12 protein-coding genes are annotated in these 14,251 nt (G+C 40.5%); 6 read left to right on the top strand and 6 right to left on the bottom strand.

Translation table 11 applies throughout. The features are described from left to right. The first annotated feature begins 52 nt into the window (after positions 1-52). Together G3O08_RS02955 and G3O08_RS02950 are read left to right on the top strand one after the other, a co-directional pair. Positions 53-322: a DUF2188 domain-containing protein gene (locus tag G3O08_RS02955; protein ID WP_163283187.1), complete on the top strand. Its 270-nt coding sequence runs from the start codon at positions 53-55 to the stop codon at positions 320-322. A 361-nt stretch (positions 323-683) separates the two neighbouring features. Next, on the top strand, positions 684-1,586 hold the full coding sequence (locus tag G3O08_RS02950; protein WP_163283186.1) for a histone deacetylase family protein: 903 nt from the start codon (positions 684-686) through the stop codon (positions 1,584-1,586). A gap of 263 nt (positions 1,587-1,849) precedes the next feature. Here G3O08_RS02950 and G3O08_RS02945 read toward each other — a convergent pair whose 3' ends face one another. Both G3O08_RS02945 and G3O08_RS02940 read right to left on the bottom strand, forming a co-directional pair. Further along, a complete protein-coding gene (locus tag G3O08_RS02945; RefSeq protein WP_163283185.1) occupies positions 1,850-2,407 on the bottom strand; it encodes a DUF7935 family protein in 558 nt (185 codons plus the stop codon). 47 nt (positions 2,408-2,454) lie between these two features. Beyond that, entirely contained in the window at positions 2,455-3,678 is a 1,224-nt protein-coding gene (locus G3O08_RS02940) for an exo-beta-N-acetylmuramidase NamZ family protein (RefSeq protein WP_204336762.1), read from the bottom strand. Positions 3,679-3,722: 44 nt separating this feature from the next. On the opposite strand from G3O08_RS02940, the gene G3O08_RS02935 reads away from it, so the two are divergent. Beyond that, positions 3,723-5,249 (top strand): FtsX-like permease family protein, encoded by a 1,527-nt coding sequence (locus G3O08_RS02935; RefSeq protein WP_163283183.1) that lies wholly within the window; start codon positions 3,723-3,725, stop codon positions 5,247-5,249. A gap of 11 nt (positions 5,250-5,260) precedes the next feature. On the opposite strand, the gene G3O08_RS02930 is transcribed toward G3O08_RS02935, so the two are convergent. Together G3O08_RS02930 and G3O08_RS02925 are read right to left on the bottom strand one after the other, a co-directional pair. Continuing rightward, positions 5,261-5,497 (bottom strand): SdpI family protein, encoded by a 237-nt coding sequence (locus tag G3O08_RS02930; RefSeq protein ID WP_239540902.1) that lies wholly within the window; start codon positions 5,495-5,497, stop codon positions 5,261-5,263. Positions 5,498-5,658: 161 nt separating this feature from the next. Further along, positions 5,659-6,786 carry a hypothetical protein gene (locus G3O08_RS02925; RefSeq protein WP_163283181.1) on the bottom strand — a complete coding sequence of 376 codons (1,128 nt, stop codon included), beginning with the start codon at positions 6,784-6,786 and terminating at the stop codon, positions 5,659-5,661. Between the two features lie 242 nt (positions 6,787-7,028). On the opposite strand from G3O08_RS02925, the gene G3O08_RS02920 reads away from it, so the two are divergent. The 3 genes from G3O08_RS02920 (at position 7,029) to G3O08_RS02910 (ending at position 12,055) form a co-directional block, all read left to right on the top strand. Continuing rightward, entirely contained in the window at positions 7,029-8,399 is a 1,371-nt protein-coding gene (locus tag G3O08_RS02920) for a pyridoxal-phosphate dependent enzyme (protein WP_163283180.1), read from the top strand. Between the two features lie 478 nt (positions 8,400-8,877). Then, positions 8,878-9,693: a helical backbone metal receptor gene (locus tag G3O08_RS02915; RefSeq protein ID WP_163283179.1), complete on the top strand. Its 816-nt coding sequence runs from the start codon at positions 8,878-8,880 to the stop codon at positions 9,691-9,693. Between the two features lie 94 nt (positions 9,694-9,787). Then, positions 9,788-12,055, top strand: a complete 2,268-nt coding sequence (locus G3O08_RS02910; protein ID WP_163283178.1) for a patatin-like phospholipase family protein — start codon at positions 9,788-9,790, stop codon at positions 12,053-12,055. A gap of 42 nt (positions 12,056-12,097) precedes the next feature. Here G3O08_RS02910 and G3O08_RS02905 read toward each other — a convergent pair whose 3' ends face one another. Continuing rightward, positions 12,098-13,276, bottom strand: a complete 1,179-nt coding sequence (locus G3O08_RS02905; protein ID WP_163283177.1) for a sigma-54-dependent transcriptional regulator — start codon at positions 13,274-13,276, stop codon at positions 12,098-12,100. Between the two features lie 2 nt (positions 13,277-13,278). Continuing rightward, on the bottom strand, positions 13,279-14,211 hold the full coding sequence (locus G3O08_RS02900) for a Ppx/GppA phosphatase family protein (RefSeq protein ID WP_163283176.1): 933 nt from the start codon (positions 14,209-14,211) through the stop codon (positions 13,279-13,281). Positions 14,212-14,251 lie beyond the last annotated feature (40 nt).

Below are 14,251 nucleotides of genomic sequence, written 5' to 3'. Positions count from 1 at the left end.
AGACTCTCAGCCATTATATTTTCTTTTCATTTAAAAATGTGTATATTTGAATATGCCTATAAAAAGTCTATATACAAAAGAGTTGGGTGCTTTGGTTGCTGCTTCTGCAAAACCTGCACATCCTAATAGGTATCACGTTATGTTGGGAATAGGGCGAAAGTGGTCTGTTGTATTACAGGGAAACATTCGCGCCACGAGAGTTTTCAATACGAAGCCGGAAGCAGTTGAATTTGCAAAAGAATGTGCAAAAAAGATTGAAGGTGAAGTAGTCATTCACAAATCAACGGGAGATGTTGATGAATGGCTATCATTAGCGGGATAATTTAATACAGTTTATGGGTTTTAATAAAAACGTTTTCATAAACTGTCCTTTTGACGAGAAATATAAACCACTGCTTAAAGTATTGATTTTTGAGCTTATTTAATTAGGCTTGAGGCTCTGTCTCGGGCACGCGCTCGCGTCTCGCGAGGGTGGTCTTAACTGGCATCTTGCCAGGCTAAATTTTGAAGGGTCTCTGTCTTTTAGACTAAAGTTTGAAATTGGGAATAGAGAGAAATCCTTTTCACAGGAATCCGCGGGAAGTCTATCAAATCGTCCCTCGCAAGACGCGCAGCGATGGCTTCTTTATAAATGGAGATGTCTCAAGCTCAACAAACACCCAAACAATCTGTTAAAACTGTCCATGCTCAAAATCGCCTACAGCAATACTTTCCCCCATCTTTTGCCTCCCGGACATCGTTTTCCAATGGAAAAATATAGCCTGATTCCTGCTCAATTGCTTCACGAAGGCAGTTTTACCGAAGCCAATTTTTTCCATCCCAAGCCAATTGACGATGAGCTGATTTTAAAAGTTCATGACAAGGAATATCTTGAAAAATTAAAAACACTAAGTCTTTCAAAACGCGAGCAGCGCGTTACCGGGTTTCCGCTTAGCGCAGGCTTGGTTCAGCGAGAGCTCGAAATTACACAAGGCACTGTTTCGGGAGTTGATTACGCTTTACAGTACGGCGCTTCCGCGAATGTTGCGGGAGGCACCCATCACGCCTATCCAGGTCATGGCGAAGGTTTTTGTCTCTTAAACGACATTGCCATTGCATCGCATTATGCCATTGATAATTTAAGAAAAAAGAAAATACTGGTCATTGACTTAGATGTGCATCAGGGAAATGGGACGGCTTTTATTTTTAAAGGCGACGATCGGGTTTTTACATTTAGCGTGCACGGCGCCAAAAACTATCCGCATCACAAAGAAAAATCAGATTTAGATATTGCCTTAGATGATAATACAGACGACAATACTTATTTGAAAATCGTTCGCGAAAATATTCCCAAACTCATCCAATCACAAAAACCCGATTTGATTTTTTACCTAGCAGGGGTTGATGTTTTAAAAACGGATAAACTCGGAAGACTTGCGCTAACAATTGATGGCTGCAAAACCCGAGATCAAATTGTTTTTGAAGAAATTGCGAAGCAAGAAATTCCTGTAGTCTTCAACATGGGGGGCGGCTATTCAGAACGTATTGCGACTATTGTTGATGCCCATGCAAATACGTTTAAAGTAGCGAGGGAGGTGTTTTTTTGACCCATTGCACACGCTCGCATCTTGCGAGGGTGGTTACATCTGGCGTCCCGCCAGGCTTATCTTGACGGATTTCTATTCTGTGGTTTAAAAACTTTGCTCAGCTGTCATGCACCCTGTGGAATCGAAATTTTTACGCAAAATCAAAACCAAATTTTTTCACTGGAACCCGGCGGGACGCCAGACAAATCGTCCCTCGCGAGACGCGAAGCGACGGCATCCTTATTGCCTATTAAATACCATAAATTCTCCTTGCCTATTGCCTATTAATTCAAATACCGCCTTGTCTCCTTCCGCAAATACTGAAGAGCAATTTCACTTGGTAATTTCTCAACACGTGAAGCTGCTTCAAAAATCTTACGGCTCAGGTCAAGTCCAGAATTTTTATCGCCCATATTATCTCCGCAAACAGAGATAAACTTCACCATTTCTTCTTTTGCATTTTTAATCAGCTCCCACGCATTTTCAGAAATGTAAATCTGCTGCGAAAGGTTGTGGTCAAATTCTTCACGGATTGCGCGAAGCATTTCAGACTGGAGCATTTTGGCACTCATCCCCGTTTGGTGCAATCTCATCACCAATCTATCGGGAGAAATACGCTCCAGATATAACGCAAATCGCTCGGCAGCCTGAAGCTCAAGTTTTATAACAGATTCGCTCTGTCCGCTGCTCACTGTATTTTGATTGGTAGCCAATCGCAACTTTATCATTTGCTCGTCGCGGGTTTTTATAAAACGCATCGCTTCGTGAAAAAGATAAATTAACACAAAGCCAATGATTAAATAAGGAGCAAGTGCCAGAATTATGGAAAGAATATCGTTCATGATTTTTTATCTTAGAATAGGTTTACGATTTCAGTCTACAATGGTTTCTAGTCTGCGTAAATCAAATATTTAACGCGAATCTTTTTAAAGTCCAGCAAATCTTTTTGCCATTCAGCTCTTATTTCATTCGCCGTTTTTCCGGCCACCAAAGCTTTTCGCAATGCATCAGTTCCGGCCAGGAGATCAAAATATCCATCCTTCCGAAAAAAGTCTGCCTTGCTATCTGTTTCATTGTACATCCGTACAAGCCAGGAAATCTGCACAGTATCTGGTAGGTTTTTAAAATCGAGCTTTCCCGAAAGGTCATAGCCCACGCAAACTTCGCCTTTATGTTTTGGATCTGTTGATGCATTTTCAATAGAAACGGGTGTGAATTCAAAATCTCCACCTTTATTTCCAGGTTCACCAATAATCGTAAATGGAGTTGGCGTTCCCCTGCCCACGCTTACATCTGTACCTTCCAGAAAGCAGAGACTTGGATACCAATATATTGCATCCATGTTTGGCAAATTTGGCGACGGTTTTACAGGCAATTCGTATAGTGAGCTATGTGTATAGTTTTCACATTCAAATACTTTCAGATCGGCAGTTACGCCATCTTTAAGCCATCCTTCACCATTTATCATTTTAGCGCATTCGCCCAGGGTCATTCCGTAGACTACGGGAATGGGATGCATACCAACAAATGATTTAAACTTCGGATCGAGCACCGGGCCATCAACATAAAAACCATTTGGATTTGGTCTGTCTAGCACAACCATTTCCAAACCATTTTCGGCAGCGGCCTCCATAGCGTAATGCATCGTTGACAAAAAGGTGTAAAACCTGCATCCCACATCCTGAATATCAAAAACTATTACGTCAACATCTTTCAGCATTTCGGGTGTTGGCTTTTTGTTTTTTCCGTAGAGCGAAACAATGGGAAGTCCCGTTTTTGGATCTTTTGTATTCCCGATATGCGCACCATCGGGTGCATCGCCGCGAAAACCATGCTCTGATGCAAATACTTTTACAACATTTATCCCCGAGCCTAAAAGCGTGTCAACCGCATGCGTACCATCTACCAAACTGGTGTGGTTAGCAATCAACGCCACTCTTTTCCCCAAAAGGGCAGCCACAATGGAATCCATAGCGTAAATACCCGGCAATATTTGTTTTTCCGTAATCGTTTCCGCTTGACTTTTAGTTTCCGGAAAATGGTTTTGGGCAGATTGTGAGCTGCAAGATGCAATCAATGGCAAGAACAGGCAGCAAAGGCTAATGAATTTCATACTTTTACGCGCGTTTAGCAAAAACGCTAATTTGATACAGGGCATTGAATACTCCATTATTTATAGCAAAACGTTTAATTCGTAAAGAAAGTGTGGGCAAGGAACTCTCCCGCCCCATTGTGCGTATTGCCACTATTGGCATAGCACTCGGCATGGCGGTAATGATTCTGGCCATAGCAATCGTTACAGGTTTTCAGGGCGAAATTAGAGAAAAAGTAATTGGTTTTGGCTCTCATATCCAAATTACCCAATTTGGAACTGCCAGTAAGTTTGTTGATCCAAAACTGGAAATAGACCAGGCGTTTTATCCTTCGCTCGATACTGTTGACGGTGTAAAGCACATCAATATGTTTGCGCTTAAAGAGGGTGTGCTTGAAACCAAAGACAATATACAAGGCATTCTTGCAAAGGGTGTTGCGAGTGATTTTGACTGGACTTTTTTAAAATCAAAACTCGTAGAGGGAAGCGTTTTAAGCGTAAGCGACACGGCGACGAGCAACGATATGCTCATCTCGGAATTTCTTGCAAAGCGGCTACAAGTAAAGCTGGGCGACAAAGTTCCTGTCTATTTTCAGAACGCTAAAAGCGGAATGAGCCAGCGGAATTTTACGCTTGTTGGTATTTTTAATACCGGCCTCAAAGAGATGGACGAAGAATTTGTCTTTATCGATATTGATCAGATTAGAAAGTTGAGCCAATGGGGTATTGATGCCCAAATGATTTATAAGGGTTGCCAAAACGGGCAGACACTTTTGGCTGCAAAAGGTTTTGGCGGAAACGGTGATCTGCGGCTTAAATGGAGTGCCGATTCGCTGCGCGGAGAAGGGCCACATTCATTTTGCATTCAAGGCGATACCACCATTTACGTGGTGGCGACAGATAATACCCAAACTATTGGCGACACAGCATTTTTCAACTATTCAGGTGTGTCCCGTGCTGCTGGAAACTGCCACTGCCCTGCTGATAATTCATATACCATTTCAACTTCAGGCGGATCGGGAAAATACTATACCGGTGGATTTGAAGTGCAGCTAAACAGCTACGAAGATTTGGATAGAATGGATCAGATTTTATACGAGCATCTCAACTACGATTTAAAGACCTCTACCATAAAGCAAAACCTTCCTGAAATTTTTAACTGGCTGGAAATGCTTGATCTCAACACCCTAATTATTGTGGGATTGATGATTTTGATTTCGGTAATCAATATGACTTCTGCCCTGCTCATTCTCATCATGGAGCGCACCAATATGATAGGTATGCTCAAGGCGATGGGTGCCGGGTCTTGGTTTATTCAGCGCATTTTCATTATTCAGGCTGCCTACATTATTACCATTGGCCTCCTTGCGGGAAATGCGCTGGGCATAGGACTTGGATTGCTCCAAAAAACCTTTGGATTTGTGAAACTCGACCCGGAGAATTACTACGTTTCTGTAGTTCCGGTATTGCTTGACCCCATGGTGATTCTTGGGTTGAATCTGGCTACCCTGCTTATTTGTGTGGCTGCCATGTTGATTCCTTCGCTTGCTGTGGCGCAGATACGGCCTACAAAGGCTATACGGTTTGATTAATTCGAAGCTCCCTAATTATCTCTTCGCCATAATTTGTATTCAACAATCAATATTGTCAAAATGAATGACGGAAGAATTAAAATTACGACAACATTGAAATTTATTTCAATATAAGCCGGAAATAAGGTCAATACAAAAATAGAACTTGTGAAAATTAAGAGAAGCGAGCTACTTAGTCTTTGAGCATAATTCCAATTTGACAAGTTTTTTTTAGAGCGCGGAGTTCTATAGCCAAATAGGCCATTCATTTTCTTGGGTCTGAAAATCACAAATATGATCGCAATACTTACGAAGACCATGGCATTAATAATATTATGGTCCATTTTAGTTGTGAATTTGATCCATTATGAGATAAACTAAATCCGACTATTGCGTTTATTTTCTTAATACAAAATATTGATTCCCGCTTTCACCAATAATCCCAAATAAATCTAAACCCTAGCTTTTCTAATTCTTTCTTTTTTCTGTCTATTTCAATTGAGCATATTTGCCATTTTGATCTAAGTTGATTTGCCTTTTCTTCATCTATATTGGTATTGGAAATATTCACAAAAGTATTTAATCCAAAAATCCCTCTATTTGGAACCATCAAGCATTTTGATCCATAACCTCTGAAAGCGTTATCATAAATACATCCTATTTCCCTCGGATGAATAAACCCCCCTAAATATGCTTCGCGCAAGTCGTTCTCATAGTCTTTATAGGTGCAGTAATCATGAAGCATAATTACGATAGGAATATGCGTAATCAGTGAATTATTATCCAGTTTGTAATACCTGAGGCCCCTTCCGTACTTTTCAGACATACTATCTCTCAGACTAAGAAAATCTGCTGCTCTGCCTCCCAATTCCTTATGGATTTCCAAATCTTCAATCCCACAATTTCTTTCTCCGGGGAGGCCATAAACCAATGCCAACTTAAATAATGGTCCAGTTTCATGTCTTCCTTCTATGTACTTGGTTATTTGATCCTTGATTCCTAGTCTGTAAATATTGTTCAAACATTTTACATTTATTCTTTCCAGATAGCGAGAACGGTATAGATCATAATCGCGCATTAAGTCTAAATTAGGCAGTGAATCTTTTGTAAAATCAGTCAGCGCTGGAATGCTTGCTAAAACATATGGCGTAACACCAGACTCCATGGCTGTTATCAAAAACTCATCAATGGGACGACCCTCCTTATAGGCTATTTGAAAAGCATTTACAGCGTCTCTTGCAAAAATAAAATCAAAAGATTTGAAACACCTATCATAGTAAAACAATGAACTATCAACATTATTCTGAAGGAAGTAAAACTCCTCTGCTGCTAAAATCAGTTGATGATACGCGTCATAAGATTGACCATTTCCACGCTCCGATTTCAACAGAAGCAGAATAAACAGTAAAAAAATCAACCTCTTTTTCTTAGCAACTGAAAGAAGCTCAGCGATTATTTTAATAATTCCCACGTTGGTAATCCCACTTAGCTCCATCCTATGCTGCCCGGTTTTTAATATCGAAATGCACACAATCTGCTCCGCTTTTTCAGTTAGCACTGCTGCATGCAAAGTCTTGAAATAATCCTCCTAAGATATAAAATTGTCTTTGTAATTTGTTTACTTCAAATTTTGCGAGTTCAATATATGTTCTGTTGAGTAAGACACATTTGCTTGGACATTCATAATTCATAATTCATAATTCATAATTCATAATTCATAATTCATAATTCATAATTCGTAATTAAAACAACCCTTTAATAATCGAATCCAGATGCGTAAATTTGCAAAAAATTTAAAGCATGGCATTCAGAAAAGCTTACAACAATATTTTAGAGACCATTGGTGATACGCCACTGGTTCGCATGAACAAAATTTGCAAACACATCCCTGCAACGATTTATGCGAAAGTAGAATATTTCAATCCCGGCCACAGCGTAAAAGACCGTATGGCACTGCAAATGATTGAAGATGCCGAAGCATCCGGTCAATTAAAGCCGGGCGGAACAGTAATAGAATGTACATCAGGGAATACAGGAATGGGCCTTGCTCTTGCCTGTATCGTAAAAGGATACAAGCTCATTTGCACGCTCAGCGACAAGCAGAGCAAGGAAAAAATGGATATTCTACGCGCCATGGGTGCGGAAGTATATGTTTGTCCTACAAACGTCGCTGCCGATCACCCGGACTCGTATTACTCTGTAGCATCTCGACTAAATAAAGAAATTCCGAATTCATTTTATCCATTCCAGTACGACAATCCGGGAAATGCCAGAGCGCATTACCTTACTACAGGTCCTGAAATCTGGGAACAAACCGAAGGAAAAATTACGCATTTTGTAGTAGGTGTCGGGACTGGGGGAACAATATCAGGAGCTGGAAAATATTTGAAAGAAAAAAATCCAAATATCAAACTTTGGGGTGCTGATACATATGGATCCGTTTTCAAAAAATACCACGAAACGGGTGAATTTGATGAGAATGAAATATACTCATACATCACCGAAGGTATTGGCGAAGACATTCTACCTAAGAATGTCGACTTTAGTATTATCGACCATTTCGAAAAAGTAACTGATAAAGACGGCGCCGTGTATACACGCGAACTGGCTCGTAAAGAAGGACTGCTGCTTGGCTATTCTGCCGGATCGGCGTATGCCGTAATTGAGCAAATGAAAGATGAGCTTACTGCCGATGATGTGGTGGTGGTGCTCTTTCACGATCATGGATCGCGCTACGTAGGCAAGGTATATAACGATGACTGGATGCGCGACCGCGGATTCTTAAACGACCGAAATAAATCTGCTCTCGACTTGGTTAACAAACATGGCGACAAGCCTTTGCTTACAGTTGGCACAGAAGAATTGGTTTCGCACGCAGTAGAAAAACTTCGCAAATACGACATCTCACAAATTCCTGTAGTACAAGATGGTAAGTTTGTAGGATCGATAGACGAACGCGCTATTTTTGACGTGATGGTAGAGAATAAATCCATTGATAATATGAAAATCAAAGAGATTATGTCGAAACCATTTCCGATTGTAGAGAGCGATATGGATTTGAAAGACGTAATGAAAATGGTGAATAAAAATGTGTCAGCTGTTATTGTCAAAATCGATAATAATAAACATCACATTATTACGCGTCATGATTTGATTGCCGCTTTGCATTAAGTCATGTCTGGCTATAAAGCCCGATATCGGCGTTGCTCTTGTTTTGAAAACAGTCCTTTCGACTCCGCATTTCGACAGGCTCAATAACCACTCAAGGCATCGCATCGCGCCCCAGCGGGACTCATTGGTTTTCAATCATACGTGCGCCTTGCTATTGAACTTTGCTTAGCACAGCGCTTGATCTTGAACTTTTTGACTAAGACACTTGAGTGTCCGCTCAAAAAGTCCAATATCTGAGTTTATGACGATGAAAATCATTAGGATAATATTGAGCAGTATGATGAATTTTTCCCGTTAGAAGGGCGACCTGTAAGGGTCACATGTTTGGTGTGCCGGGCATGTTCCGCCTTACAGGGTCAAATGTGTTAATCTCATATTGAATATACACTTGAGAAAATTTACTATATTCTAAAATTTAAAACACAACCAAACCCGCTTTCTAAGAGATGTTTAAAACTTTAATCAATCAATTAGCCCTATGCCTGTTTATACTGATCAAATAGCACGTAAGTTTGAATTAAAAGCGCCACCTCAGCGTATCGTTTCGCTGGTTCCTTCCCAAACAGAATTGTTATGCGATTTGGGGTTGGAAGATAGCATTGTAGGAGTGACCAAATTTTGCGTTCACCCAAAACATTTGCGGAAAGCGAAAACGATAATTGGTGGCACTAAAAAACTGCATTTTGATAGAATTAATGCCTTAAATCCCGATTTGATCATTGCGAATAAGGAGGAAAATAACCGGGAAGATGTAGAAAAGCTTTCGGAGAAATATCCGGTTTACGTCAGTGATATTCAAAATCTGGATCATGCACAAGCATTTGCAAATGATATGGGTACCCTTACGGGAAATGAAGAAAAAGCGGCCTTGCTCAATGCCAAAATCAACAATGCAATTGCCAAATTAAAAAAAATCTCGGAAGGTAGCAAATCAATAAATGCGCTTTACCTGATTTGGAAAGATCCTTACATGGCTGCCGGAACTGACGCTTTCATTACAGAAATGCTGAATATTTGCGGTATTGAAAACAGCCTTTCAAAATGGGATGACGCAGGACTTCGGTATCCGGAAACAACGATTCAAGAAATCAAGTCACTAAATCCCGACGTCATATTTCTAAGCTCCGAGCCCTATCCCTTCAAAGCCATTCACGACAGTGAAATTTTAAGTGAAACAGGTATAAAAACCATGGGCGTAGATGGTGAGGCATTTAGTTGGTACGGATCCAGAATTTTGCATTGCCTGCCGTATTTACAGAAATTCGCACAAGAAATCAGCTCATTTTACCGTTAGTGTGAATACACTAGTTTCTCTGTCCAAAAAATGTAATTTTGAGGGCGCTAAGCAAATGGCTAAATTGAAGAATTTTCTTTTTATAATCCTTTTTTTGACCTTGACCACAACCACTGTTCATGCTCAAAAAATTGGTCTCGTGCTAAGCGGCGGCGGTGCAGCAGGCTTGGCTCATATTGGCGTATTAAAGGCTCTGGAAGAGAATGATATTCCCATAGATTACATCAGCGGTACATCTATGGGAGCGCTGATTGGTGGCTTATACGCATCGGGATATACAGTAGAAGAAATTACCGAAATTGTAAAAAGTGAAAACTTTAGTCTTGCCATAAGCGGCGAACTCTCAAATAAAGATGTTTATTACTTTACCCAAGACATTTTAGATGCTTCGATTATTCGATTGAAAATTTCACCAAAGCGGTTAATTCGTAATTCTATTCCTACCAACCTGATTACTCCAGACTTGATGGAGTACATGTTTCTCAATCTATTTGAACAACCTGCCGCGAAAGCACAATACGATTTTGATAGTCTGATGATACCGTTTAGATGTGTAGCATCTGACATTACACAAAAGCAAGAAGTGGTATTTGACGAAGGTAGTCTCGCTCTTGCTTTGCGTGCATCTACCACGTATCCGTTTTATTACAAGCCGGTAATTATAGACAGCACCTTGCTTTTTGATGGTGGCTTGTACAATAACTTTCCGGCAGATGTAATGTACGATGCCTTCTTACCCGATGTAATTATTGGAAGCAATGTGGCATCGCAAATTGAACCCCCAGATGAGGATGACTTGCTTTCGCTGGTGCGAAATATGATAACCAGCCCGCGTGATTTTACATTAAAGTGCGAGGAGGGCATTGTTATTGAACCAAAATCTGATATTGGAGTTTTTGACTTTTCTGATATTGAAGCTGAAATACAGAATGGCTATAATGCAACCATTGACAGCATTGCCAAAATAAAGATAATGACGCATAATGCAAGGCGCACCGCGCAAGACAGGAATATTATGCGCAGTCGTTTCAGATCAGATTTTCCCGATCAGAATATCAGCGATATAAAAATCAGCGGCGACTTAAATGCAAATCAGGAGGAGTATATCAAATCTACCCTCGGTAAAAATGAAAAAGACAACGTCTATACATTTCAGGATTTTAAGCCGCAGTATTTGCGCCTGGCACAAGACAGCAAAATTAAATACCTACAGCCCATTGCAACCTACGACTCTACGAAAGACGCATACTCCATCGATTTAAAAGTCCGCAGAGAAAAAGATCTCACCCTATATTTTGGCGGTAATTTTTCATCGCGCCCCATCAATATTGGTTATGTTGGTTTAAAGTACAATCTCTTTGGCAGAACGTCGGCAACGCTCATGGCAAATAGTTACTTCGGAAAATTTTATGGCTCTATTTTACTCCGGGCAAATGTGGACTTTGGTGGTAAAACACGCATGAGTATTTCACCCCTTTTTGTGGCAAACAGATGGGATTATTTTAAAAGCTTCGCAACATTTTTTGAGCTTTCAAAACCGTCGTACATCATAAAGAACGAAACCTATGGAGGATTTATTTATACGGCTTCATGGGGCAATAATACAGTGATACTCGGTGATGTGAAATATGGCGAAACAGACGATAGGTATTACCAATCTGATAATTTTACGGTGCTCGATACGGCAGATCTTACCGAATTTAGAATGGGTACAATAGCTGCAGGAATAGACCGCAATACCTTAAACAGAAAGCAATACCCAAGTAAAGGAAGTAGGATAGAATTACTGGTGCGCGGAGTATTCGGAAACGAAACCACCACTTTTGGAACCACTGGAAATGATGCCGACGATTTCAAAGAAAGCCATGCATGGGTTGAAACAAGCTTTAACTATCAGAACTATTTTTCAAACCTGGGGCCGGTTAGTTTTGGCTTTGATTTGGAGGCGCTGTACTCAAACAAGCCCTTTTACGAAAATTATTACGCCTCCATTATTTCTGCTCCCGCTTATCAGCCCATACCCGAAAGCAAGACGATTTTTATCAATGAGTTCAGAACCACCGAATATGCAAGCTTCGGGCTAATATCCGTTTTTTCGATCAGAAAAAATATTGACTTCAGAATGGAAGGCTATGTATTTCAACCGTTTAGATCTATTGTAGCCGATGCGAATAACGAAGCAATTTACACCGATCCTTTTGAAAACAGGTATTTTATCGGCTCTAGCACACTTGTTTATCACAGCCCGTTAGGTCCGGTAAGTTTAAATCTAAACTACTACGACAACCGCGAAGAAGGCCCATGGAGCTTTTTCTTCAACTTTGGGTTTACCATTTTCAATAAGAGCGTTTATGAACTTTGATGATTTGTAGGCTCGACGATTCATCGCGAGGTCCAAATGAAATCATCTAAAGACATTCCCAGGATTGGCATAAGCCTCTACATCCGCACGTGTAATTGTAACTCCACCCAAAATAATCAGGCGCTCTATTACATTTCGCAGCTCTCTGATATTTCCGGTCCAGTTAATTTCTTTCAAAGCCTCATAAGCTCCATCTGCAATAGTCTTTGGCTGAATGCCTTGCTCCTGGCAAATGAGATTCATAAAGTGATCGGCGAGAAGCGGAATATCATCTTTTCTATCGTTAAGCGCAGGCACCTGAAGGAGAATTACGCTTAAGCGGTGGTAGAGATCTTCCCGAAAATTTCCATTTTCGATTTCCTTTCGCAAATCTTTATTTGTAGCGGCAAGAATGCGCACATTAACCTTTATCTCTTTCTCACCACCTACTCTGCTTATCTTATTTTCTTGCAATGCTCTTAATACTTTAGCTTGGGCAGATGCACTCATGTCACCAATTTCATCTAAAAACAATGTTCCACCATCTGCCTGCTCAAACTTTCCTTTGCGCTGCTTTATTGCAGATGTAAACGCACCTTTTTCGTGGCCAAACAATTCGCTTTCAATCAATTCTGACGGTATAGCAGCACAATTCACTTCCACAAAAGGTGCCTTATTTCGATTACTCAAAGCATGGAGCTGTCGCGCCACAAGCTCTTTTCCGGTTCCGTTGGCGCCAGTAATAAGCACCCTTGCTTCGCTTGGCGCCACTTTTTGAATCATATTTTTAATCTCCGAAATAGGTTCAGAGGCTCCTATGATTTCAAAACCTTTAATAAGATTTATTTTCTTGCGGAGGGTTTTCGTCTCCGCTTCGAGGGTAGATCGTTCGAGCGCATTGCGCAAAGTAACAAGGGTACGATTGAGATCAAGTGGCTTTTCTATAAAATCATAAGCTCCTAATTTGATCGCCTCTACAGCCGTTTCTACATTTCCATGACCCGAAATCATTACGATTGGAGTTTCTACTTCAGCTTCCAAAGCTTTTTGCAACACCTCAATCCCATCCATTTTAGGCATTTTAATATCGCAAAGCGCAACATCATACGCTCCTTCGGTTAATTTTTTTAATCCTTCCGGGCCATCTTCGGCCAGATCTACTGTAAACTTTTCAAATTCAAGAATCTCTTTTAAAGTATTGCGAATACTTCTTTCGTCGTCAATAATAAGAATGTGGGGCATAGTTATAAATTTCCTTTGAGCACATCAAAAAGCACGCCTTCTTTTAAAGCGTACCTTGAGAGCTTAACTACTGGTATATTGGTTTTTTCGAGAACCAGCAAAACAAAAATCGCCGACATATTTATAATATTTGCGCGTATTGACGCCATACCTATCATATCCTGACGCTGAGAAATAGTAGTGGTTATGAGTTCATTTAAAAAGGGCTTCAATTCGTCTATATCAAATTGCAAAGCGCTTCGTAATGCATCCTGTTCAAAGGTATTTTTGCGGTTAGCTAAAACGTCAGAATAGCTATCAAAAGAGCCGGAAGACCCGATGAGTATTTTGACCTGTTCTTGCTTTACCACGTCAAACACCTCCGACATGGTTTGAATCAAATAAGATTTTGTTTCCTCAATTTGAGCTAGTGTGATGGGATCATCCGGTTCCATTTTTTCGACCAATCTTGTAACACCAAGCTCATAACTCTGTTTCCAGATAATTTCCTGATCATTGGCCACAATAAACTCGGTACTTCCGCCACCGATATCCATAATAAGCGCATTTTGATCTGTGAGCGCTCCTGACATTTGAACTCCCTGATAGATCATACTCGCTTCATGCTCACCGTCAATAACACGAATTTTGACCTGAAAAGCAGAATACACCTTATCAATAAATTGCTGGCTATTGCTGGCATTGCGAACAGCTGCCGTGGCAAATGCCAGAATACGATCGCAATACTGATTTTTAATGACGCTTATTTGGGCGTGGAGCGCCACCATTGCGCGCTCCATGGCTTCTTCGGTTATATAGTTTTTGGCAAAACTGCCCTCGCCAAGCTTTACACCCACTTTAGAGCTGTAAACTTGCTTATAGCCGCCAACATCGTCAATTTCAGCGATTAGCAGATTGAATGTATTTGTACCTAAATCTATAATTCCGACTTTCACCTGATTATTTGCGTTTTGAGATTGAGGTAAATATAAGATT

Source organism: Cryomorpha ignava, from assembly GCF_010686655.1.
In the GTDB taxonomy this organism is placed as follows: Bacteria; Bacteroidota; Bacteroidia; order Flavobacteriales_D; family Cryomorphaceae; genus Cryomorpha; species Cryomorpha ignava.
The sequence above is the reverse complement of the archived record's forward strand: the minus strand, read 5'-3'. Positions and strand labels throughout refer to the sequence as shown.

Coding starts and splice junctions, on each gene's coding strand:
- G3O08_RS02930 (WP_239540902.1), bottom strand. CDS start 5,497: ATGAATGGCCTATTTGGCTATAGAACTCCGCGCTCTAAAAAAAACTTG.
- G3O08_RS02950 (WP_163283186.1), top strand. CDS start 684: ATGCTCAAAATCGCCTACAGCAATACTTTCCCCCATCTTTTGCCTCCC.
- G3O08_RS02920 (WP_163283180.1), top strand. CDS start 7,029: ATGGCATTCAGAAAAGCTTACAACAATATTTTAGAGACCATTGGTGAT.
- G3O08_RS02955 (WP_163283187.1), top strand. CDS start 53: ATGCCTATAAAAAGTCTATATACAAAAGAGTTGGGTGCTTTGGTTGCT.
- G3O08_RS02915 (WP_163283179.1), top strand. CDS start 8,878: ATGCCTGTTTATACTGATCAAATAGCACGTAAGTTTGAATTAAAAGCG.
- G3O08_RS02945 (WP_163283185.1), bottom strand. CDS start 2,407: ATGAACGATATTCTTTCCATAATTCTGGCACTTGCTCCTTATTTAATC.
- G3O08_RS02905 (WP_163283177.1), bottom strand. CDS start 13,276: ATGCCCCACATTCTTATTATTGACGACGAAAGAAGTATTCGCAATACT.
- G3O08_RS02940 (WP_204336762.1), bottom strand. CDS start 3,678: ATGAAATTCATTAGCCTTTGCTGCCTGTTCTTGCCATTGATTGCATCT.